Below are 22492 nucleotides of genomic sequence, written 5' to 3' on the forward strand. Positions count from 1 at the left end.
CTCGTGGCATCCGGGCGCGGCGGTTGCGGCCAGAGCGCACCGCATTTGACTTTGCTCAACACCGCGCGGCGGTGCTGCGGTCACAGTGGCGGCTCTATGTTTCCCTCTTCTTCCACCCCCGCGCCGACCAAGACCGAGGCCCCTGCCGGCGAGGTGCTGCGCGAGCGCCACCAGCGTCCGGCCAGCGTGCTGTACCTGGACAGCGGCCGTGTGCTGCTCGGGGTGCGCGAGGATGGGCTGCTTCGGCACCAGTTGGGTGCGGTGGAGGGGCCGTGCTGGCTCGATGCCGCCCCCGCGCTGCTCGGCCAGGCGTGCATGGTGGACATGGTGGCGGACACGCGCGTGCTGCTGCGCCGCATGCCGCTGGAGGCCTTCCGGTCCGGCTTCGAATCGCTGCCGTCGCCCGCCCGCGCGCTGGTGTACGACATGGCGCGGGGCTACTGCCAGCAGACCGAGCTGGCCGTGAGCCGGCTCGCGCAGGACGCCGAGGCGCGTTGCGCCCAGTGGCTGCTGCGGCACGCCCAGCAAGACGATGCGGGCACGATGCGCGTGACGCTGCACCAGCGCAAGCGGCTCATCGCCGCGCAACTGGGCATCGCGCCGGAAACCCTGTCGCGCGTGCTGCGCCACCTGCGCGACCACGGGCTCATTTCGGGCACGGGCAATGTGCTCAATCTGCCACGGCCCGGCGCGCTGCAGGTGGTGGCCGGGGTCGGCTGAAGCGCGTTCGGCCGCCCTGGCAAGGAGCGGGGTGGGGTGGCTGCAACACGCGGGTGATCGGGGCGGCGCGGCCATGGCGCGGCGGTGCGAAGGGGCTCAGGGTTTCCCCCGGACCGACCGAGGGTTCCACCCAACCCGCGCGTTCGGGGGGCTGCGTATATTCGTTCGCACCCCATTGCACATTCCGCCTGACAGCATGCCCTGCGCCTTTCGCCGCTCCTTTGCCAGAGGTGCTTCGTCCACGGAGCACCGATGACCCCGCCATCGCACGAGGCGCTCGAGGCGGAGCAGGACGCGGCGGGCGACACGCCCGGCTGGCTGCTGCCGGGCCGCCTCGTGCAGCGCCTGATGCTGGTGGCCGTGCTGGCGGTGGTGTTCGCCGGGGCGATGGCCGCCTGGACCGTTTCGCGCGCGGCCGGCGAGGAGGCCATGCGCCGCCTCGTGAGCCAGCAGACCGACGAGGTCGAAGTGGTCGCGCGGCTGCTGGCCAGCAAGATCGAGCAGAGCCAGAAGGTGCTCAGCACCGTGGCCGAGGGCATCCAGCCCGTCATGCTCGACTCGCCGTCGTCCCTCGGGTGGCTGCTGCAGCAGGGCCTGCCGGCGGTGCGTTTCTTCGATGCCATGCAGGTGGTGCGGCAGGACGGCACCGTGGCCATCAACCTGCAATACGGCCGCCTGGACAGCGGCTCCAGCCTTGATCCGGCCGAGCGCGACAGCCTGCGCCGCACCATGTTGGAAGGCAAGCCGCTGGTGTCGGGCCTGATCGGCGGGCGGCCGAGCGAGGCGCGCGTGATGTTCACGATCCCGCTGCACCGGGACGAGGGCACGGTGGTGGGCGCCGTCTCGGGCGTGCTGCGCCTGCAGTCGCAGGGGCTGCTGCCGCCCTCGATGTCGCTGCCGGCGCGCAAGGAATCCCGGCTCATCGTCTTCACGCGCGACGGCACCATCCTGTCGCACCCCGACCCCGCGCGGGTGATGGGCAGCGTGCGCGACGAGGCCGGCCTGTCGCAGGTTTTCGCGCGGTCGGGCGACAAGGATCAGCCGGTCATGGGGCGCGGCTTCACCGAGCGGCTGCCGGGCCATGTGGTCAGCCTGGCCGGCATGCCCATGACCCAGTGGACCGTGGCGCGCGTGAACGATGCCCAGGCCCTGCTCGCGCCGCTGGAGGGCGCGCAGCGCCGGGCCGCCTGGCTGGCGGCCGCCCTCATCGGCGCGGCCGCATTGCTGGCCGTGGCCTGCATGGCCTGGCTGGCGCAGCCCCTCGCCCGGCTGTGCCACCGCGCCGCGCACCTGGGCGCCCGAGCGCCCGGCGCCCATGAAGACATGCCCTGGCCGCAGGGCGCCGGCGAGGTGGACGGGCTGGTGGCAGCCTGCCGCGGCCTGCTCGACGAGCGCGCCAGCACGCAGTCGCAGATGGGGCTGCTGCGCGGGCAGCTGCAGTCCATCCTGGACCACGCACCCACCGGCATCATCATCACGCGCGGTGAGAACCTGCAGGTCGTGAGCCTGCAGGCCGGCCGCATGCTGGGCTACGAGCCGGCGCAGCTGCAGGGGCGGCTGGCCCGCGCGCTCTACGTGAGCGATGCCGAGTACGAGCACCTCAAGCGGCGCGTGCGGGCGGAGTTCTCGGCACACGGCACCTTCGATGGCGACGTGTGCTTCCTGCGCCAGGACGGCAGCGCGGTGTGGGCCCGGGTGCTGGGCCGCTCGGTGCGGGACGCCCTGGGCGATGCGGGCACCGTCTGGATGCTGGAGGACCTCACCGCCGCGCGCGAGGCCCGCCGCCGCGAGAACTGGGCGGGCGGGCTTGATGCTCTCACGCAGTTGGCCAACCGCGACGCGTTCAGCCAGCGCCTGCATGCGCTGCTGGCCGACCGCGCGGCCCGCCCCGACACGGTGCAGGCGCACCCGGGCGGGGAGGCGGGCGAGGGCGTGGTGCTGTTCCTGGACCTGGACCATTTCACCGTGGTCAATGCCATCGCCGGGCACGACGCGGGCGACGACGTGCTGCGCCACGTGGGCCGCCTCATCGAGACCCAGGTGCGGTCGGTGGGCTGGGCGGCTCGGCTGGGCGGGGACGAGTTCGCCGTGGTGCTGCCCGGCTGCCCGCTGGGGCGCGGGCTGGCCATCGCCGAGCAGCTGTGCGCTGCCGTGCGGGCGTGGGAACCGTCGTACCAGGGCCGCAGCTACACGCTGGGCGTGAGCATCGGCCTCGTGCCGCTGGACAGCGGCGTGTACGACGTGACCGCGGTGCTCCATGCGGCCGACATGGCGTGCTACGAGGCCAAGCGCGCGGGCCGCGACCGGGTCGAGGTGCGCTCGGTGCGGGGTGGGCGCGCGCAGGTGCGCGCGGCTTGAAGGCGGGATGTGCTGCAGCGGTCACTGCGCCCTGCCGCCGCCCCATCGCCGGATGCTTCGCTCTTGCCCCTTCGGTTTGCCGATAATCGCCCCGTGCCCCAACCCCATCGCCCGCTGCGCAACCCCCTTGCTGTCCACGGCGGGCTGGCGCGTTGGCAAGCCTGCGTGCGCTGGGTCATGGCGTGGTTCGTGCTGTCGCTGGGCGTGGCGGTGGCCTCGCCCATCGTGCACCCCCAGGTGGTCGAGTGGGTCTGCACCGGCGTCGGAACGGTGAAGGCCGTCGTGCATGCCGATGACGGCGTGCAGCCCGCGGGCCTGGCGCACTGGGACTGCCCGCTGTGCCTTCTTGCCGCGCCCCCGGCGCAGCCGCCGGCGATCGCTCTGCCGGTCGTGCTGCCGCTGTCGCGCGCGGTGCAGTCCATTGCGGCCGCGCGCATCGCCGCGGCCACCGCGGCGCCGCTTCCGGCCCGCGGGCCGCCGCCGCTCTCCTGATCCGCCCTTCGATTTCGCAGCGCGGGCCGGCCACCACGGCCGGCCGCGCGACGCGATGTTTTCGCACCGATCAGCGGCGCCCAATGGGGCGCCACAGAGAGCCCTTTTTATGCACCCAACCATTGCACGGCCCGTCGCGCTGGGGATGGCCCTGGCCTGGCTGCCCCTGGCCGCCTCCGCCCAGACGCCCACCCCTGCAGACCCGGCGGCCGAACGCAGCCCGGCGCTGCCTGCCGTCACCGTCACGGCGCCGGCCACACCGGCGGCGCAGCGCAGCTCCCGCCTCGCCACCGGCACGGCGGGATCGTCGCTGGACACGCCGTTTTCCGTCACCACCGTGCCCAGCGAACTGGTCCGCCAGCAGGGCGGCACCACCTTGCAGGACGCGCTGCGCAACGTGCCCGGCGCGCAGGCCGACTCGGGCTTCAACGGGTCGCACACGCAGTTCTTCATCCTGCGCGGCGCGGTGACCGACAGCGGCACCGGCTCCAACCGCGTGCTGCGCGACGGCGTGCGGCTGTCCAACTACCCCTACACCCCGGCGTTCGTGGAAAGCGTGGACGTGCTGCGGGGACCCGGCGCGGCCCTCGGCGTGCGCAGCGAACCGGGCGGCACCGTCAACCTCGTGACGCGCCAGCCGCAGCTGGCGAACTTCGGCAGCGCCTCGCTCGGCGTGGGCTCGCACGGCGCGCTGGAGGCATCGATCGACCTGAACCGGGTGTTGTCGGCCGAGAACGAACTGGCCGCCCGCGTGACGGCCACGCGGTCCCAGGCCAGCCAATGGCGGCATGTGGAAGACCGCCTCGACGGCATCAAGCTGGGCCTGGCCCAAAGCGATGGCAACCGCTACCACCTGCGTGCCAACGTGGAGGCCACCAACCAGACCTACCAGCCGGACTACGGACTTCCCGCCCTGGGCGCGCGGCCGGTCGCCGTGCCACGGGACCGGCAGCTCGGCGAGCCGTTCGGCGACTCGACCACCAACAACCGCATCTACGACCTGCACGGCGATGTCGCCCTGTCGGCCCACACGCGCTGGTCGGCCGATTTCACGCACCTGGAGGCGCATTCGACCTCCATCAAGAACCTGCTGAACGGCTCGCCGCTGGCGGGCCAGCCCGCCGGCACCTATGCCCGGGTCTCGGCCTGGGAGCCGGGCACCGAGCGCCGCATCGACTCGTTCTCGACCGCGCTTTCCAGCACGCAGGGCACCGGCGCGGTGACGCACCAGCTGTACTTGGGGGCGGACTACTACAAGGAGGTGCTGAACCAGCCCGCGCTGTCGGTGCCGGCCTCGACCAGCCCGGCCATCAACGTGTTCGACCCGGTGTATGGCCGGGTGACCGCGCCCCCGGCCGGTGCGGTGCTGGCGCAGAGCCTGACGACGCAGGACCTCGAATCCGTGTCGGCGTCCGCCCAGGACCAGATCGACTTCGGCGCGTGGTCGGTGGTGGCGGGCTTGCGCTTCACGCGCCAACGCTTCCTGTACGGCACCGCCGGCGTGCTGCCCGTGGAGGAGTCGCGCTGGAACCCGAAGCTGGCATTGCTGCGCCGGCTGTCGGAGACCGACACGGTCTATGCCAACGTGTCCACCGGCACCTCGCCCAACCAGGTGGCTTCGTCGTCGAACCAGTCCCTGCCCTCGCGCCGTTCGGCGCAGGTCGAAGCCGGCTGGAAATCGCTGTGGCGCGGCGGCGCGGTGGTCAGCGACCTGGCGGTGTACCGCCTCGATCAGAAGAACATGATCGCGTCCGACCTGAGCACGCCGCTGAACAACTTCGACTTCACCACGGCCGGCAGCGCGCGGTCGCAGGGCATCGAGGCGTCGCTGTCCGGCCAGGTGACGGACCGGGTGACCGTGGCCGCCACCTATGCCTTCACCCACGCGAAGTACCTGCAGAACCCCGTGTACGGCGGCATGTCCGTGCCCAACGTGGCCCGGCATGCGGCCACGCTGTGGGCGCAGTACGCCTGGAATGCGCAGTGGAAGACGGGCGCGGGCCTGTACCTGCAAAGCCGGCGCTTCGCCGACGAGGCCAACACCACGGTGCTGCCGGGCTATGCGCGCTTCGACCTGAGCCAGACCTGGACAGCGAAGCTGGCCAACGGCCAGAGCGTCGAGGTCCAGGCAACCGTGCGCAACCTGTTCGACCAACACTACTTCGTGTCGAGCCACCTGCACGTGAGCCGCTGGATCACGCCGGGCCAGGGGCGCAACGCGTTCGTCTCGGCCACCTACCGCTTCTGAGCGCCCGCCGGCCCGTCCATCCCGCCCAGTGCCCGGAGCACGTTCTCGGCCGTGGCGGGCGCGGTCAGCGTGACCGGCTGCCGGGCCGCCTCAGCCGGGCGCGCTGCGGCAATCGCGTTGCGCAGGGCCTCGTACACGCTGATGGCCAGCATGAACGGCGGCTCGCCGACGGCCTTGCTGCCGCCCACGTTGTCTTCCCGGTTGGCCTCGTGCCACAGCGCCACGGTGAAGCGCTCGGGAATGTCGCCCGTGGCCGGGATCTTGTAGGTGCTGGGCGCGTGGGTGGTGAGCCGGCCCTGGTCGTTCCACACCAGTTGCTCGGTCGTGAGCCAGCCCATGCCCTGAACGAAGCCGCCCTCGATCTGGCCGATGTCGATGGCCGGGTTGATGCTGCGGCCCACATCGTGCAGGATGTCCACCGCCAGCACGCGGCTCTCGCCGGTGAGCGTGTCGATGGCCACCTCGGTGCAGGCCGCACCATAGGCGAAGTAGTAGAACGGCCGGCCGGTGAGCGTGGCCTTGTCGTAGTGGATCTTGGGCGTGCGGTAAAAGCCGTCGCTCCACAGCTGGATGCGGTTGGCATAGGCCTCCTTCACCACGTCGCCCCAGTCGCGCACCGCGTGGGGCGTGATGACCTGCCCGCCGGCGAATTGCACCTCGCCGGCGCCGCAATGGTCCAGGCCGCACACGAAGGCCGCGAGGTTGTCGCGCACGTGGCGCGCGGCGAACTGGGCGGCGCGGCCGTTCAGGTCGGTGCCGCTCGATGCGGCCGTGGCGCTGGCGTTGGGCACCTTGCTGGTGTCGCTGGCGGTCACCAGCACGCGCGCCAGCGGCACGCCCAGCTCGTCGGCCACGATCTGCGCCACCTTGGTGTGCAGGCCCTGGCCCATCTCGGTGCCGCCGTGGTTCACCTGCACGCTGCCGTCGGTGTACACGTGCACCAGCGCGCCGGCCTGGTTGAACAGCGTGGCGGTGAAGCTGATGCCGAACTTCACCGGCGTGATCGCCAGCCCGCGCTTGAGCACCGGGCTCGCAGAATTCCAAGCCAAAATGGCCTCATGCCGGCGTTTATATTGGCTGGATTGCTCTAATTTTGGTAGCAGATCGTGGAGGATGTTGTCCTCCACCGGCATCTGGTAGTGGGTGACGTTGCGGTCGGTGGTGCCGTAGAGGTTGCGCATGCGCACCGCCAGCCCATCGCACCCCAGGGCCCGCGCGATGTCGCCCAGAATGGCCTCGATGGCGATCAAGCCCTGCGGCCCGCCGAAGCCGCGAAAGGCCGTGTGGCTCTGCGTGTTCGTCTTGCAGCGGTACGAGGCGATCTCGACGTTTTCCAGGAAGTACGCGTTGTCGCTGTGGAACACGGCGCGGTCAGCCACGGGGCCCGACAGGTCGGCCGAGAAGCCGCAGTTGGCCGCCATGCGCAGCCGCAGGCCCGTGATGCGGCCCGTGCTGTCGAAGCCCACGTCGTATTCGTAGGCGAACGGGTGGCGCTTGCCCGTCACCATGAAGTCCTCGTCCCGGTCCAGCCGTAGCTTGACCGGGCGGCCGAACTTGTTCGCCGCTACCGCTGCCCACACGGCCAGGTGGCCGGCCTGTGTTTCCTTGCCGCCGAAGCCCCCGCCCAGGCGCCGGCATTCCACGCGCACCGCGTGGTTCTCCAGGCCCAGGGCGTGCGCCACCCAATGCTGCACTTCGCCCGGGTGCTGGGTGCTGGAGTGGATCCACCACTGCCGCTGCTCCAGCGGCAGCGCGTAGGCGATCTGGCCCTCCAGGTAGAAATGCTCCTGCCCGCCGACCTCGAAGCGGCCCTGCAGCCGGTGCGCCGCGCGGCCCAGGCCCGCGTCGGCGTCGCCGCGGCGCACGAAGACGGGCGGCAGCACGTAGCTTTCGGCGGCCAGCGCCTCGTGCACGGTCAGCACCGCGGGCAGGGGCGTGATGTCAGGCACCACGGCGCGCGCGGCGCGGCGGGCCTGCATGACCGAATCGGCCACCACCAGGCCGATCACCTGGCCCACGTGCTGCACGGTGTCGATGGCGAACACGGGCTCGTCGTGCGCGAAGGCGGCCAGCAGCTTGTCGCCCGGCACGTCGGCGCTGAGCACCACGCCGTGCACGCCGGGCAGGGCCAGCGCCGCGCGGGTGTCCACCCCGTTCAGGCGCCCGTGCGCCACGGGCGAGAGGATGGGCGCGGCATACAGCGTGCCCTTCACCTCGGGCAGGTCGTCGATGTAATGGGCGCTGCCCGCCACCTGGGCGCGCGCGCTTTCGTGGGGGTGCGAGCGGCCCATGGCGCGGGCCGGCGCGGGCGCGCCCTCGGGCGGGCGGGCCTGGGGCGTTTGGGGGCCGGCGGCACCGGCCGCGTTGGCGGCGATGGCCACGGGGTCGTCTTCGGCGTCGCGGCTCAAAGGGGCGTCGTCGTGCCGTTTCATGCCAGGGCCTCCGGGCGCAGTTGCTCCAGCAAGACGGGAATGGGCAGGGGAACGGGCAGGGGAACGGCCTGCGGCCCCTGGCGCTCCAGCCAGAAGCGCCGCAGCAGCCCCGCGAGCACGGCACGGCGGTATTCGCCGCTCGCCCGCATGTCGGAAATGGGCTGGAACTCGGCCTGCAGGGCGGCCGCGGCGCGCTCCACCGTCTCCACGGTCCAGGGCTGGCCGGCAAGTGCGGCCTCGGTCTGCCGGGCCCGCGCGGGCGTGGCGGCGACCCCGCCCGCGCCGATGCGGGCGTGCCGCACCCGGCCGTCGGCGATGTCGAGGTTCAGCACCAGGCACACGGCGGAAATGTCGTCGTCGAAGCGCTTGGACACCTTGTAGGCCGCCAGCGATTCGCCCGGCGCGGGCAGCGGCACCTCGATGCGCACGAGCAGCTCGTCCGGCGCTATCACGTTCTGGCGGTAGCCGGTGTACAGGTCTTCCAGCGCCAGCGTGCGTTCGCCGCGCAGGCTGGCCAGCACCACGCTGGCGCCCAGCGCGATCAGCAGGGGCATGGAGTCGCCGATCGGCGAGCCGTTGGCCACGTTGCCGCCCAGCGTGCCGGAGTTGCGAACGGGCAGCCCGGCGAAGCGCGCGGCGAAGCGGTGCAGCACGGGCCAGTGGGCCTGCAGCGCATCGAACGCGTCGGCCAGCGGCACGGCCGCGCCGATGGACAGCCGCCCGCCCTGCGTGCCGATGCGGCGCAGCTCCTGCGCCCGCGTGACGTCGAGCATCTGCGCGAACTGGCGGTGCTGCTTGGTGATCCACAGGCCCACGTCGGTGGCGCCGGCCACCACCTGGGCGGTGGGGTGCGCGGCGCGCGCGGCCAGCAGTTCGGCCAGCGTGGCCGGTGCCAGGTAAGCGTCGTCGGGCGTGGGCGCCGGTTTCGCCAGGGAGGCCAGCTGCGGCAGCAGTTGCGCTTCGTCCACCTGCATGCGGGGCAGGGCGGCCATCCGCTCGGCCGCGTCCAGGATGGGGCGGTAGCCGGTGCAGCGGCACAGGTTGCCCGACAGGTCGTGCACGGCCTGCTCGCGCGTCACCGCGCGGCCCTGGCACACGTGGTTCTGGTACATGCCGAACAGGCTCATCACGAAGCCCGGAGTGCAGAAGCCGCACTGCGAGCCGTGGCACTGCACCATGGCTTCCTGGGCGGGGTGCAGGCCCGGCGCGCTGGAGGGGGCGCCGCTGGAGGACGGGGGGGCGGGCGGCGCGGGCTGGACCAGCGGGTCCTGGTCTAGGTCCTCCACCGTCCACAGGGCCAGGCCGTCGATGGAGTGGGCCAGGCGGATGCAGCTGTTCACGGCCCGGTAGCGCACGCGGCCGTCCACGGCCTCGCCCAGCACCACGGTGCAGGCGCCGCAGTCGCCCTCGCCGCAGCCTTCCTTGGTGCCGGTGTGGCCCAGGTCTTCGCGCAGCACCTCCAGCAGGGTGCGGTCGGGGGGGACATGGGCCAGCGTCACGGGCTGGCCCCGGCGGATGAATCGCAGCGGGCGGGAGGTGGTCATGCGTTGTGCGGTGCAGGGTTCGGTCGTTGGGGCCAGTGTGCGCGCCATGTCGGGACAGGGTAGGGGCCCGGGGGGTGGCGGCGCATATGGGCGAGCGTATAACGGCCATGCGCCGCGCGCCATGCCCGCACACCAGCCGTTGCTTTGGCACCCTTTACGGCCTTCGCCTGGCACGGATGCTGCGTCCCTTCGTGGCGCCACGCCAAGGTGGCAGGCCGCAGACCCCAAGGACACCGGATGGACATCGATTTCTCGCAACTCGGCGCCTATGAGCGCTACAAGCTGATGGCCAGCCTGATCGTGCCGCGCCCGATCGCGCTCATCACCACCCTCGGGGAGGACGGCACGGTGAACGCCGCGCCGTTCAGCATGTTCAACATGCTGGGCGAGGACCCGCCGGTGCTGATGGTGAGCATCAACCGGCTGCAGGGCGGCCGCCTCAAGGACACGGCCGCCAACATCCTGCGCACCGGCGAATTCGTGGTGCACATCGCCGACGAGGCCATGGCCCAGCGCATGCATGCCTGCGGCGACGCGCTGCCGCCGCACGAGAGCGAGCTGGTGCATGCCGGCCTCACCCCGGTGCCGTCGCGCAGCGTGGCCCCGCCGCGCATCGCCGAGGCCCCCGTGGCGTTCGAATGCGTGCTGCACGAAACCATGGAAACGGCCAGCCGCTACGTCTTCATCGGCCGCGTGCAATGGCTGGGCGCGCGCGAGGGCCTGGTGGACACCGAGCGCTGGCGCGTGCGGCTGCAGGACTACCACCCGGTGGGGCGGTTCGGCGCGAGCTTCTACGTGACGACCGGCGATCGCTTCTCGCTCGACCCGGCGCCGCAGCCGGGCGCCGCGCGTTCGACGGCCATCGACGAGATCTGACCACCCGCGCCGCCGCCTCGGTACTTGCCTGGCTCGCGGTCGCGCGTCCTCGGCGCTACAGTGCGATGTCCCCTTGCCTTCTTCACTGCGCCCTTGCTCCGCCACCGGCAGGCCCGGCGTGCCATACGCGATGGCGTATGGCTGGAATGCCCCGACCCTTATGAGAGACCAAGCCCTTTTCGACAAGATAGACCTCCATCTCATAAGGGTCTTGCACACCGTGTTGACTGAACGCAGCGTATCGCGGGCCGCCGTGCGGCTGGGCATGCACCAGCCGGCCGTGTCGGCGGCGCTGCGCCGCCTGCGCGACCTGGCGGGCGATCCGCTGCTGGTGCGCTCGGGCGCGGCCATGCTGCCCACCGATGCCGCGCTGCGCATGGTGGAGCCGGCGGGCGCCATCCTGCGGTCGGCCGAGGCGCTGTTCTCCGATGCGCGCGGGTTCGACGCGCGCACCGCCACGCGGACCTTCCGCATCGCCGCGAGCGACTACCTGGACCCGCTCTTCCTGCCGCGCCTGGTGGCCCGCCTCAAGGCCGAGGCCCCGCTGTGCCCGGTCGAGGTGCTGCCGCTGTCGGCCGACGCGCACTACCACGCGCACCTGGCGCAGGGCGAGGTGGACGTGGTCATCGGCAACTGGCCCCAGCCACCCGACGACCTGCACATGGGGCGGCTTTTCGGCGACGAGGTGGTCTGCCTCGTGAGCCCCGCGCACCCGGCGGTGCGCCGCGGCTGGGACACGGACGAGTGGCTGGCCGCCGAGCACATCGCCCCCACGCCCACGCACCCCGGCGCGCGCGGCGTGATCGACGCGCACCTCGACTCCCTGGGCCTGCAGCGCCGCGTGACCGCGCGCTGCGCCCATTTCAGCCTGATCCCGGAGATGGTCGCCGCCAGCCTGCTGGTGCTCACCACGGGGCGGCAGTTCTGCGAACGCTTCACCGACCGCCTGCCGCTCACCGTGCTGCCGTGCCCGGTGCCCTTCCCGCGCCTGATGTACTACCAGCTGTGGCATGCCCGCACCCACCATTCGGCCGCCGCCATGTGGCTGCGCGACAGCGTGCGCACCGTGGCAGCATCACTACGAAAAGCATAGCGGCCAACGCATGAAGGACGTGCGCAGCATTCCGGTTTCGTGCCCAACCCCCTTTGAAAATCAAGAGACAATCGCCCGCATGAATTCCTCCCACACCTCCCCCGCCGCCGCGGCGCCGGTGCCGCGCCTGCAGCTGGCGGGCATCACGAAGCGCTATCCGGCCGTGGTGGCCAACAGCGGCGTGTCCCTCACGGTGCAGCCCGGCGAGATCCACGCCGTGCTGGGCGAGAACGGCGCAGGCAAGTCCACGCTGATGAAGATCATCTACGGCGCGGTCAAGCCCGACGAGGGCAGCCTGCACTTCAACGGCCAGCCGGTGGCGGTGCGCAACCCGCAGGAGGCGAGGGCGCTGGGCATCGCCATGGTGTTCCAGCATTTCAGCCTGTTCGATACCCTCACCGTGGCCGAGAACGTGTGGCTGGGCCTGGACAAGCGGCTGCAGCTGGCCGAGGTCACGCGCCGCATCTCCGCCACGGCGGCCGAGTATGGGCTGGACATCGACCCGCTGCGCCCCGTGCACACCCTGAGCGTGGGCGAGATGCAGCGCGTGGAGATCATCCGGGCGCTGCTCACCCAGCCGCAACTGCTGATCCTGGACGAGCCCACGTCGGTGCTCACGCCCCAGGCGGTCGAAAAGCTCTTCGTGGTGCTGCGCCAGCTCGCCAGCCAGGGCTGCAGCATCCTCTACATCAGCCACAAGCTGCACGAGATCCGCGCGCTGTGCACCGCCTGCACGGTGCTGCGCGGCGGCAAGGTGACGGGCGTGTGCAACCCGGCCGAAGAGTCGAACGCCTCGCTGTCGCGCCTGATGATCGGTGCCGAGCCGCCGGCGCTCACCCACCGCCCCGCTCACCTGGGCGAGACGGTGCTGCGCGTGCAGGGCCTGTCGCTGCCGCGCATGGACCCGTTCGGCGTCGATCTCATCGACCTCGGCTTCGAGGTGCGGGCGGGCGAGGTGCTGGGCATCGCCGGCGTCTCCGGCAACGGCCAGAAGGAATTGCTCTATGCCCTGTCGGGCGAGGACACGCGCGCGCAGCCCGCGATGGTGCAGGTGGCCGGCCAGGCGGCCGGGCGCATGAACCCGCGTCGCCGCCGCGCGCTGGGCCTGCATTTCGTGCCCGAGGAGCGGCTGGGCCGCGGGGCCGTGCCTACCATGGGCTTGGCGCACAACCTGCTGCTCACGCGCAGCAACTGCGTGGGGCCGGGCGGCTGGATCCGCACCGGCGCGCTGCAGGCGCATGCCCGCGCCATCATCGAACGCTTCCACGTGAAGGCGGGCGGGCCCCATGCGGCCGCGCGGTCGCTGTCGGGCGGCAACCTGCAGAAGTTCATCGTAGGCCGCGAGATCGATGCCAACCCGCGCCTGCTCATCGTCTCGCAGCCGACCTGGGGCGTGGACGTGGGCGCGGCCGCGCAGATCCGCGGCGAGATCCTGGCGCTGCGTGATGCCGGCTGCGCCGTGCTGGTGCTCAGCGAGGAGCTGGACGAGCTGTTCGAAATCTGCGACCGCCTGCACGTGGTGGCCAAGGGGCGCCTGTCGCCTTCGGTGCCGCGCGCCGAGGCCACGGTGGAGCGCATCGGCGAATGGATGAGCGGGCTCTGGCATGCCGACGTGCAGTCGCACCTCGCCCGGGCCGAAGCGGCGCGCGCGCAAACGGAGGCGGCCCATGCTCAAGCTTGAAGCCCGACCCCAGGCCTCGCGCTGGTGGACCTACGGCTCGCCGCTGCTGGCGCTGGCCGTCACCGTGCTGATCGGGCTGGCGCTGTTCGCGGCGCTGGGCAAGGACCCGGTGCGCGGGCTGCAGGTGTTCTTCTGGGAGCCCGTCAAGAACCAGTACGCCATCGGCGAGCTGATGGTCAAGGCCACGCCGCTGCTGCTGATCGCGCTGGGCCTGGCGGTGTGCTTTCGCTCCAACGTGTGGAACATCGGCGCCGAGGGGCAGTTCGTGATCGGCGCCGTCGCGGCCGGCGGCATCGCGCTGCTGGCCGACCAGACCACGGGCCCGTGGATCGTGCCCGCCATCCTGCTGGCCGGCGTGCTGGGCGGCATGGCCTGGGCCGGCATCACGGCGCTGCTGCGCGACCGGTTCAACGCCAACGAGATCCTCGTGAGCCTGATGCTGGTCTACGTGGCCACGCTGGTGCTGGGCTACCTGGTCTACGGGCCGTGGAAGGACCCCATGGGCTACAACTTCCCGCAGACCAAGACCTTCGAGCGCGTGACGCAGATCCCGCGGCTCATGCAGGGTTCGCGCGTGTCCATCGGCCTGCTGCTGGCGCTGGCGGGCGCCGCGGCGCTGTGGGTGTTCCTGTTCCGCACGCGGGCGGGCTTTGCGCAGCAGGTGGGCGGCCTGGCCCCGGCGGCGGCGCGCTACGCGGGCTTTTCCTCGCGCCGCGCGCTGTGGACGGCGCTGCTCATCTCGGGCGGTGCGGCGGGCCTGGCGGGTGCGCTGGAGGTGGCGGGGCCCATCGGCCAGCTCACGCCCTACGTGCCGGCGGGCTACGGCTTCGCGGCCATCATCGTGGCGTTCGTGGGGCGGCTGCACCCGGTGGGCATGGTGTTCTCGGCGGTGCTGATGAGCATGTTCTACATCGGCGGCGAGTTGGCGCAGTCGCGCCTGGGCCTGCCCAAGTCGCTCACGGGCGTGTTCCAGGGCCTGCTGCTGTTCACGCTGCTGGCGTGCGACACGCTCATCGCCTACCGCGTGCGGTGGGTCGGGTCCCAGGGGAGGGCCGCTTAAATGGAATCGTACGCACTGCTTCTAGGCGCGACGCTGAGCGCGGGCACCGTGCTGGCCATCGCCGCCCTGGGCCTGCTCATCAACGAGAAGGCCGGCATCGTCAACCTGGGGGCCGAGGGCATGATGCTCTGCGCTGCCATCGCCGGCTTCGCCACCGTGGTGCACACGGGCAACACCTGGCTGGGCTTTGCGGCCGGCATGGCGGCGGGGGCGTTCCTGGCGGCGATCTTCGGCGTGCTGGTGATCTGGCTCAACACCAACCAGTACGCCACGGGCCTGGCGCTGAGCCTGTTCGGGGTGGGCTTTTCCGCCTTCGCGGGCATCCGCTACGTGCAGGCCAAGCTGCCGGAGCTGCCCAAGTACGCCGTGCCCGGGCTGGGCGACCTGCCCATCGTCGGGCCCGCGCTGTTCCGCCAGCACCCCCTCGTGTACCTCACCATGGCGCTGGTGGCGGGGCTGGTGTGGTTCCTGTACCGCTCGCGCGCCGGCCTGGTGCTGCGCTCGGTTGGCGAGTCGCCCGAGTCGGCCCATGCGCTGGGCTACCCGGTGCGGCGCATCCGCCTGGCGGCGGTGGTGGCCGGGGGGGCGCTGTGCGGGCTGTCGGGCGCGTACATCTCCACGGTCTATACGCCGCTGTGGGTGGAGGGCATGGTGGCCGGCCGCGGCTGGATCGCGCTGGCCCTCACCACCTTCGCCACCTGGCGGCCGGCACGGGTGTTGCTTGGTGCCTACCTGTTCGGCGGCGTGACCATGCTGCAGTTCCACCTGCAGGCCACGGGCGTGCAGGTGGCCAGCCAGCTGCTGAGCATGCTGCCCTACGTGGCCACCATCGTGGTGCTGGCGCTGATCTCGCGCAACCCGGCCTGGATCCGCGTGAACATGCCGGCCTCGCTTGGCAAGCCGTTCCATCCCGGGTCGTGACCCACACGGCCCGCGCGGTGCTGCACGGGCCCCCGATAATTTATTTTTTCGTTGCCTTTCCCCTCACTTTTTTCCTCGAAGGAACCGACATGACCGATCTGCACAAACGCTCGCTGCTCAAGGTGGCCGCGCTTTCCGCCGTGGCCGCCGCCGCCCTGGCCGGCTGCGGCAAGAAAGACGAGCCCGCGCCAGCGCCGGCCGCCGCTCCGGCGCCCGCTGCGTCCGCGCCCGCCGCGAAGGCCGAGCCTTTGAAGATCGCGTTCGCCTACGTGGGCCCGGTGGGCGACGGCGGCTGGTCCTTCGCGCACGACAACGGCCGCAAGGCGATCGAGAAGGAGTTCGGCGACAAAGTGCAGACCAGCTTCGTGGAGAGCGTGCCCGAGTCGGCCGACGCCGAGCGCGTGCTGCGCGACATGGCCTCGCAGGGCAACAAGCTGATCTTCGGCACCACGTTCGGCTACATGGAGTCGATCCAGAAGATCGCCCCCGACTTCAAGGACGTGAAGTTCGAGCACGCCACCGGCTACAAGACGGCCGAGAACGTGCGCACCTACGACAGCCGCACCTACGAGGGCGCCTACATGGCCGGCGTGATCGCCGGCGCCATGACCCAGACCAACACGCTGGGCGTCGTGGGCTCGGTGCCGATTCCCGAGGTGATCCGCAACATCAACAGCTTCACGCTGGGCGCGCAGTCGGTCAATCCCAAGATCAAGACCAAGGTGGTGTGGGTGAACGAATGGTTCAGCCCCCCGAAGGAAACCGAGGCCGCCACGTCGCTCATCAATGGCGGCGCCGACGTACTGTTCCAGAACACCGACTCGCCCGCCGTGCTCAAGACCGCGCAGGAAAAAGGCAAGCGCGCCTTCGGCTGGGATTCCGACATGACCGCCTACGGTCCCAAGGCCCACCTGGCCTCGGCCGTGATCAACTGGGGTCCTTACTACATCAAGGCCACCAAGGATGCGCTGGGCGGCACCTGGACGACCGGCCAGAGCTGGTGGGGCGTAAAGGAAGGCGCAATCGATCTCGTCTCCATCGCCGAGGACGTGCCCGCCGACACCAAGGCCAAGGTCGAGCAGGTGAAGGCCGGCCTCAAGGATGGCAGCTTCTCGATCTGGAAGGGCCCGATCGCCGACAACACCGGCAAGGAAGTGCTGGCGAAGGACGCGGTCGCCGACGACAAGTTCCTGGGCGGCGTGAACTTCTACGTGAAGGGCGTCGAAGGCACCGTGCCCGGCGGCGACAAGAAGTAAGCAATCCGCCAGCGAATCCAGGCCGGCGCGCGTGCCGGCCTGGCGCGGCCTGCCTGGCCCGGGGCAGGCGCCGATGGCGGCGGGCCGCGGACAAGGCATCATTGGCCTACCGCCGCCCCGATCGGGCGCGCGGCATCCCTTTTTGGAGTCCGCCGATGTTCAAGGTCCCCCCCATTCCCGCCCAGCGCCTGCCCGCGCTGCTGCGCAGCATGCCCAAGGCCGAGCTGCACATCCACATCGAAGGCTCGCTCGAACCCGAGCTGATCTTCGCCCTGGCGCAGCGCAACGGCGTGGCGCTCCCGTACGCGAGCGTGCAGGCCCTGCGCGATGCCTACGCGTTCACCGACCTGCAGAGCTTTCTCGACATCTACTACGCTGGCGCCAGCGTGCTGCTGCACGAGCAGGACTTCTACGACATGGCCTGGGCGTACCTGCAGCGCGCCGCGGCCGACAACGTGGTGCATGCCGAAATCTTCTTCGATCCGCAGACGCACACGGCGCGCGGCGTGCCGATGGAGACCGTGATCCACGGCCTGCACCGGGCCTGCACCGATGCGCGCCAGGCGCTGGGCATTTCGTCCGCGCTGATCCTGTGTTTTCTGCGCCACCTGAGCGAGGAAGACGCTCTGGCCACGCTGGAGGCGGCGCTGCCGCTGCGCGCGCATTTCATCGGCGTAGGGCTGGACAGCAGCGAAGTCGGGCACCCGCCGGAGAAGTTCGCGCGCGTGTTCGCGCGCTGCGCCGAACTGGGCCTGCGGCGCGTGGCGCATGCGGGCGAGGAGGGACCGCCGGCGTACATCTGGAGCGCGCTCGACGTGCTGAAGGCCGAGCGCATCGACCACGGCGTGCAGGCCGTGCACGACCCGGCGCTGATGCAGCGGCTGGCGCAGGAGCGCATCGCGCTCACGGTGTGCCCGCTGTCCAACCAGAAGCTGTGCGTGTTCCCCGACCTGGCCGACCACAACCTGCGCCAGCTGCTCGATGCCGGGTTGGCGGCCACGGTGAACTCGGACGACCCGGCGTACTTCGGCGGCTACATCAACGACAACTTCACGCAGCTGTTCGCGGCCGATCCGCAGCTCACGGCCCGCCATGCCTACCAGTTGGCCTTCAACAGCTTCGAGGCGAGCTTCGTCCCCGAGGCCGACAAGCACGACTGGGAGCATCGGCTGAAGGTGTGCTTTCAGCAAAGCGTCGAGCAGGACTACTGACCTCCCTGGCCGGCCTGGACCGGCCAGGTGCCGGCGCTGCATTCCAAACCGGGGCAGGGTCGATGCGGATCGACGCGCCGCGCCGCGGTGCTGAAAAATGCAGCCCTGCCCGACGTCCGCACCGCATGCCCACCCCCAACCAACTTCACCTCTGGGACGACCGGTTCTTCTACATCACGCCGGCCATCCAGTCGGGCCTGACCGCGCGTTCGTCCGCGACCTTGCTCGCCTGCGGTGACGGACGGCCTTTCACCCTGGTGACGCACGGCGGCGAGGTGCTGCGCTGCACCGCGGCCCTGGTGGCGCCGCATGTGCCGCGCCGGCTGGATGCGGACGGCTGCGGGCTGCTGTCGCTCAACATCGATCCCGCTTCGGCCGTGTTCCGCGGCCTGTCCGACCGTCTGGGCGGCGCCGGCATCCTGCCGCTGGATGCCCGTTGCTTCGGCCCCCGGCTGCGGGAGGCCTTCGAAGGTGCGGTGCATGGGCAATTGCCTGCCGAGGCGTTGCGCGCTTTGAGCGTGGACATGGTGCACACCGTCTGCGGACAGCGGCCTGGGCCTGCGCCGATGGATCCCCGGGTGGTGCGCGTGCTGTCTCGGCTGCAGGCCCGGGCGGCCGAAGGCGCGGTGCCGCTGCAGGAGCTGGCCGCATGCGCGCAGCTGTCGCCGGACCGGCTCACCCACCTGTTCCGGGAGCAGACGGGCCTGTCGATCAAGCGCTATCTGCTGTGGGCCAAGATCCGGCGCGCGGTGCACATGCTGGCCACGGCCCGGCCGCTGACCGATGCCGCGTTGGCGGGCGGCTTTGCCGACAGCGCCCACATGAGCCACGCCTTCCAGCGCTGCTTCGGGCTGCCGCCATCGTTCCTCGCGCGAGCCGGCCAGGTGTCGGTGGTGGTCGACGCGCATGCGCAGCGCGTCTGGCATGGGTGAGTGAGCCTCCGACGGGTGTAGCGGCTGCGTACAAGCCAGGGAGCCGCGCGCCCTTTATCCTTGGCTCCCTTCCGCCGGCCCGTAGGCGGTCATCCAAGGAGACAAGACATGAGAGACATGATTCGGCGTGGCGGCCTGCCGCTTTCCGTGTTGGCGCTGTCGGCGCTGGCTGCCTGCGGCGGGGGCGGCGGCGAGGGCGGTGACAACGGCCGCTACAGCGCGGAGATCCGGCGCACGGCCATGGGCGTGCCGCACATCAAGGCGTCCAACTGGGGCAATGTGGGCTTCGGATACGGCTATGCGCAGGCGCAGGACAACCTGTGCACCATGGCCGATTCGTTCGTGACCTACCGCGGTGAGCGCTCGCGCTACTTCGGGGGCGATGCGCTGCTGGTGTACGAAAGCACCATCGACCGGCCGCGCAATCTCGACTCCGATTTCTTCCACCGCCACGTGATCTCCAGCGACGTGGTGGACGCCATGGTGGCGGCCCAGCCCGACAACCTCAAGAAGATGGTGGAGGGCTTCGCCGCCGGCTACAACCGCTATGTGCGCGAGGCCCAGGCCGGTGGCACCGCCCATGCGGCCTGCCGCACGGCGGCATGGGTGCAGCCCGTCACCGCGCGGGACATCTGGCGGCGGATGGTCGCCGCCAATCTGGCCGGGGGCTACAGCAACTTCGTGGCGCCGCTGGCGAATGCCACACTGCCCAGTGCGGCCGCCAGCGCGACGGCCGGGACCACCACGCCCGCGTCGCCATCCCAGAAGGTGGCGCAACTCGATCCCGCGCGCACGCAGCCGCCCCGGCTGCAGGTGGGTGGCACCGCGGGCATCGGCAGCAACATGTACGGCTTCGGCACCGCCGCCACCGGCGGGTCGAGCGGCCTGCTCTTCGGCAACCCGCACTGGTACTGGAAGGGACCGGACCGGTTCTACCAGGCCCACCTGACCATTCCCGGCGAGCTGAACGTGAGCGGTGCGTCGTTCCTGGGCGTGCCGGTGGTGCTGATCGGCTTCAACGACAACGTGGCCTGGAGCCACACCGTCTCCACCGCGCGGCGTTTCGGCGTTTTCCAGCTGCAGCTGGCCGATGGCGACCGCACGACCTACGTGCGCGATGGCAAGGCGGTGAAGATGGCTGCCACCCCCATCACCGTGCAGGTGCGCGGCGCCTCCGGCGCTCTCACCGACGTCACGCGCACCCTCTACAAGACCGAGTACGGGCCGGTGGTGAACCTGGGCGGCCTCAACCCGGCGCTGGCCTGGAGCCAGACCACGGCGTTCGCCATGCGCGACGTCAACGGCGAGAACTTCCGCACCTTCCGCAACTGGATGCGCTGGAACCAGGCGGCCTCGCTGGACGAGTTCATCGCCATCCAGAAGCAGGAATCGGCCATTCCCTGGGTCAACACCGTGGCCGTGGGGCGCGGCAACCCGCGCGCCTGGTATGCCGACATCGGCGCCGTGCCCAACGTGTCGACCGAGCAGGTGGCCACCTGCACCACGGGCTTCGGCAAGGCGATGGCGGCGGCCCTGCCCAACGTGCCGTTCTTCGACGGCTCGCGCAGCGCGTGCGACTGGCAGACCGACAGCGACTCGGCGCAAAAGGGCACCATCGGCGCCTCGCGCATGCCCAGCCTGCTGCGCGACGACTACGTGGGCAACATGAACGACAGCTACTGGCTGGCCAACGCCAAGGCGCCGCTCACGGGCTTTCCGGCGATCTTCGGCCCGGCCGGAACGCAGGCGCAGAGCCTGCGCACGCGCATGGGCCACACCATGGCGCTGGAGCGTCTGGCCGGAACCGATGCCTACGCCGGCCAGCAGGCCACCAGCGCCATCGTGCGGCAGATGGTGCTCGACAGCCGGGTGTTCAGCGCCGAGCGCTTCAAGGAGCAGGCCCTCTCCCTGGTCTGCGTGGCACCCCAGATCACGGTCGCGGCCGAGGGCCGGACGGTGGACGTGGCCGCCGCCTGCGCCACGCTGCGCGCCTGGAACAACACCGGCAACGCCACGGCGCGGGGCTCGCATGTGTGGGACGAGTTCTGGAACCGCGTGAAGGTGCCGGCCGCGCAGCTCTATGCCGTGCCGTTCAGCGCCGCCGACCCGCTGAACACGCCTCGCGAGCTGCGCGCCAGCGCTGCCGATGCGCTGCGGCAGGCCTTCGGCGCCGCCGTGCTGAGCGTGCAGCGCAGCGGCTTCGCGCTGGATGCGCCGCGCGGCGACGTGCTGTTCGCCACGCGCGGCGGCAGCAAGATCGCGCTGTACGGCGGCTGCGGCGATCCGGGCTACTTCACCATCAACTGCTCGGAAAACCCGATCGAGCAGGGCGGCTACAGCATGGACGGGCAGCCGCACGGCAACAGCTACATGCAGGTGGTGGGTTTTCCGGCCGGCGGGGTGGAGGCGCACACGTTCCTCACCTATTCGCTGTCGGACGATCCGGCCTCCAGCCGCAACGGCGACTACACCCGGGCCTACGGGGCCAAGCAGTGGCTGCGCCTGCCGTTCTCGGAATCGGAGATCACGTCGAGCGCGGGCTACAGCACCGTCATCGTGAGGGAATGATCGGCCGCGTGCCCCCGGGTTGACGGGACCCGGTGGCGCGCCCCGGTCGATTGGCGCAAAATGGGGCGGCAGCGCTTGATCCGCCTGCCCGTTCAGCTATCAATATGGAAGCATCCTGTCGTGTCCAGTCCTCGCATTCCCCTGCTCGTTCTCAACCACCTGTCCCCGCAGAGCCAGGCCCAGATCGCGGCCCTCTACGACCTGCACTACGCCCCCACGGCGGCGGACCGCACCGCGGCCATCGTCACCCAGGGCGGGCGGTTCCGGGCGGTGCTCACCATCGGCTCGCTGGGCCTGAGCGCCCAGGAGATCGAGGCCATGCCGGCGCTGGAGCTCATCTGCGTGCTGGGTGCCGGCTATGAGAACGTGGACCTGGCCGCGGCCCGCGCGCGTGGCATCGTGGTGGCCTCGGGCGCCGGAACCAACGACGACTGCGTGGCCGACCATGCCTTCGGCCTGCTGATCGGCGCGGTGCGCGGCCTGCGCCCGCTCGACCGCCTGTGCCGCGAAGGCGTGTGGCGCGACGCCATCGGCCTGCCGCCCAACGTGTCGGGCAAGCGCCTGGGCATCTTCGGCCTGGGCACCATCGGCCAGAAGATCGCGCGCCGCGCCTCGGGCTTCGACATGGCCGTGGGTTACCACAACCGCAAGCCGCGCGACGGCGTGGCCTACGAGTACTTCGGCAGCCTGCTGGAACTGGCGAAATGGTGCGACGTGCTGGTGTGCGCCACGCCGGGCGGCGCGGCCACGCGCCATGCCGTCAATGCCGAGGTGCTGCAGGCGCTGGGCCCGCTGGGCTACCTGGTGAACATCGCCCGGGGCAGCGTGGTGGACACCGAGGCGCTGGCCTCGGCCCTGCGCGTGGGCGGCATCGCCGGCGCGGGGCTCGATGTCTACGAAAGCGAGCCGCACCCGCCCGAGGCGCTGATCGGGCTGGACAACGTGCTGCTCACGCCGCACGTGGCGGGCTGGTCGCCCGAGGCCGTGCAGGCCAGCGTGAACCAGTTCCTGGCCAACGCTGGCGGGCATTTCGCGGGCACCGGGGTCGTGGCGCCGGTGTGAGCCGCGTGGACGGCCCTTTGGGGCCCTCCACCGCTTGG

At 71.1% G+C, this 22492-nt stretch carries 16 protein-coding genes; 14 read left to right on the forward strand and 2 right to left on the reverse strand.

Translation table 11 applies throughout. The annotated features are described in order from the left end of the window. Positions 1 to 96: 96 nt before the first annotated feature. The 4 genes from AVTE2539_RS13005 (at position 97) to AVTE2539_RS13020 (ending at position 5818) form a co-directional block, all read left to right on the forward strand. A complete protein-coding gene (locus AVTE2539_RS13005; protein ID WP_284396205.1) occupies positions 97 to 720 on the forward strand; it encodes a Crp/Fnr family transcriptional regulator in 624 nt (207 codons plus the stop codon). Between the two features lie 252 nt (positions 721 to 972). Beyond that, the gene (locus tag AVTE2539_RS13010) at positions 973 to 3078 is read left to right on the forward strand and encodes a sensor domain-containing diguanylate cyclase (RefSeq protein ID WP_284411174.1); all 2106 of its coding nucleotides are present in this window, start codon (positions 973 to 975) and stop codon (positions 3076 to 3078) included. 177 nt (positions 3079 to 3255) lie between these two features. Further along, complete coding sequence (locus AVTE2539_RS13015; RefSeq protein ID WP_284411624.1) at positions 3256 to 3570, forward strand: hypothetical protein; 315 nt, start codon at positions 3256 to 3258, stop codon at positions 3568 to 3570. A gap of 109 nt (positions 3571 to 3679) precedes the next feature. After that, entirely contained in the window at positions 3680 to 5818 is a 2139-nt protein-coding gene (locus tag AVTE2539_RS13020; RefSeq protein ID WP_284411176.1) for a TonB-dependent receptor, read from the forward strand. On the opposite strand, the gene xdhB is transcribed toward AVTE2539_RS13020, so the two are convergent. Next, complete coding sequence (gene xdhB / locus AVTE2539_RS13025; RefSeq protein WP_284411178.1) at positions 5806 to 8250, reverse strand: xanthine dehydrogenase molybdopterin binding subunit; 2445 nt, start codon at positions 8248 to 8250, stop codon at positions 5806 to 5808. The two genes, AVTE2539_RS13020 and xdhB, sit on opposite strands and share 13 nt — an antisense overlap. Further along, positions 8247 to 9794: a xanthine dehydrogenase small subunit gene (gene xdhA / locus AVTE2539_RS13030; RefSeq protein WP_284411179.1), complete on the reverse strand. Its 1548-nt coding sequence runs from the start codon at positions 9792 to 9794 to the stop codon at positions 8247 to 8249. The genes xdhB and xdhA overlap by 4 nt, the downstream gene beginning before the upstream one ends. Positions 9795 to 10031: 237 nt before the next feature. Between xdhA and AVTE2539_RS13035 the strand changes: the two genes are divergently transcribed. The 10 genes from AVTE2539_RS13035 (at position 10032) to AVTE2539_RS13080 (ending at position 22454) form a co-directional block, all read left to right on the forward strand. Further along, on the forward strand, positions 10032 to 10670 hold the full coding sequence (locus AVTE2539_RS13035; protein ID WP_272551489.1) for a flavin reductase family protein: 639 nt from the start codon (positions 10032 to 10034) through the stop codon (positions 10668 to 10670). A gap of 160 nt (positions 10671 to 10830) precedes the next feature. Beyond that, the gene (locus AVTE2539_RS13040) at positions 10831 to 11763 is read left to right on the forward strand and encodes a LysR family transcriptional regulator (protein ID WP_284407080.1); all 933 of its coding nucleotides are present in this window, start codon (positions 10831 to 10833) and stop codon (positions 11761 to 11763) included. 79 nt (positions 11764 to 11842) lie between these two features. Beyond that, positions 11843 to 13444 (forward strand): ABC transporter ATP-binding protein, encoded by a 1602-nt coding sequence (locus tag AVTE2539_RS13045; RefSeq protein WP_284411181.1) that lies wholly within the window; start codon positions 11843 to 11845, stop codon positions 13442 to 13444. Beyond that, positions 13431 to 14504: an ABC transporter permease gene (locus tag AVTE2539_RS13050; protein ID WP_284396180.1), complete on the forward strand. Its 1074-nt coding sequence runs from the start codon at positions 13431 to 13433 to the stop codon at positions 14502 to 14504. The genes AVTE2539_RS13045 and AVTE2539_RS13050 overlap by 14 nt, the downstream gene beginning before the upstream one ends. After that, entirely contained in the window at positions 14505 to 15425 is a 921-nt protein-coding gene (locus tag AVTE2539_RS13055; RefSeq protein WP_284396176.1) for an ABC transporter permease, read from the forward strand. A gap of 89 nt (positions 15426 to 15514) precedes the next feature. Then, complete coding sequence (locus tag AVTE2539_RS13060; RefSeq protein ID WP_272567809.1) at positions 15515 to 16681, forward strand: BMP family ABC transporter substrate-binding protein; 1167 nt, start codon at positions 15515 to 15517, stop codon at positions 16679 to 16681. A 155-nt stretch (positions 16682 to 16836) separates the two neighbouring features. Then, entirely contained in the window at positions 16837 to 17892 is a 1056-nt protein-coding gene (locus AVTE2539_RS13065) for an adenosine deaminase (RefSeq protein ID WP_272551495.1), read from the forward strand. A gap of 125 nt (positions 17893 to 18017) precedes the next feature. After that, positions 18018 to 18824: a helix-turn-helix domain-containing protein gene (locus AVTE2539_RS13070; protein ID WP_284411185.1), complete on the forward strand. Its 807-nt coding sequence runs from the start codon at positions 18018 to 18020 to the stop codon at positions 18822 to 18824. Between the two features lie 108 nt (positions 18825 to 18932). Continuing rightward, positions 18933 to 21392 (forward strand): penicillin acylase family protein, encoded by a 2460-nt coding sequence (locus AVTE2539_RS13075; RefSeq protein WP_284411187.1) that lies wholly within the window; start codon positions 18933 to 18935, stop codon positions 21390 to 21392. A 60-nt stretch (positions 21393 to 21452) separates the two neighbouring features. Then, positions 21453 to 22454, forward strand: a complete 1002-nt coding sequence (locus AVTE2539_RS13080; protein ID WP_284396164.1) for a 2-hydroxyacid dehydrogenase — start codon at positions 21453 to 21455, stop codon at positions 22452 to 22454. Positions 22455 to 22492: the final 38 nt, after the last annotated feature.

Origin of the sequence: Acidovorax sp. SUPP2539, assembly GCF_030158975.1 — a bacterium.
GTDB lineage: Bacteria > Pseudomonadota > Gammaproteobacteria > Burkholderiales > Burkholderiaceae_C > Paracidovorax.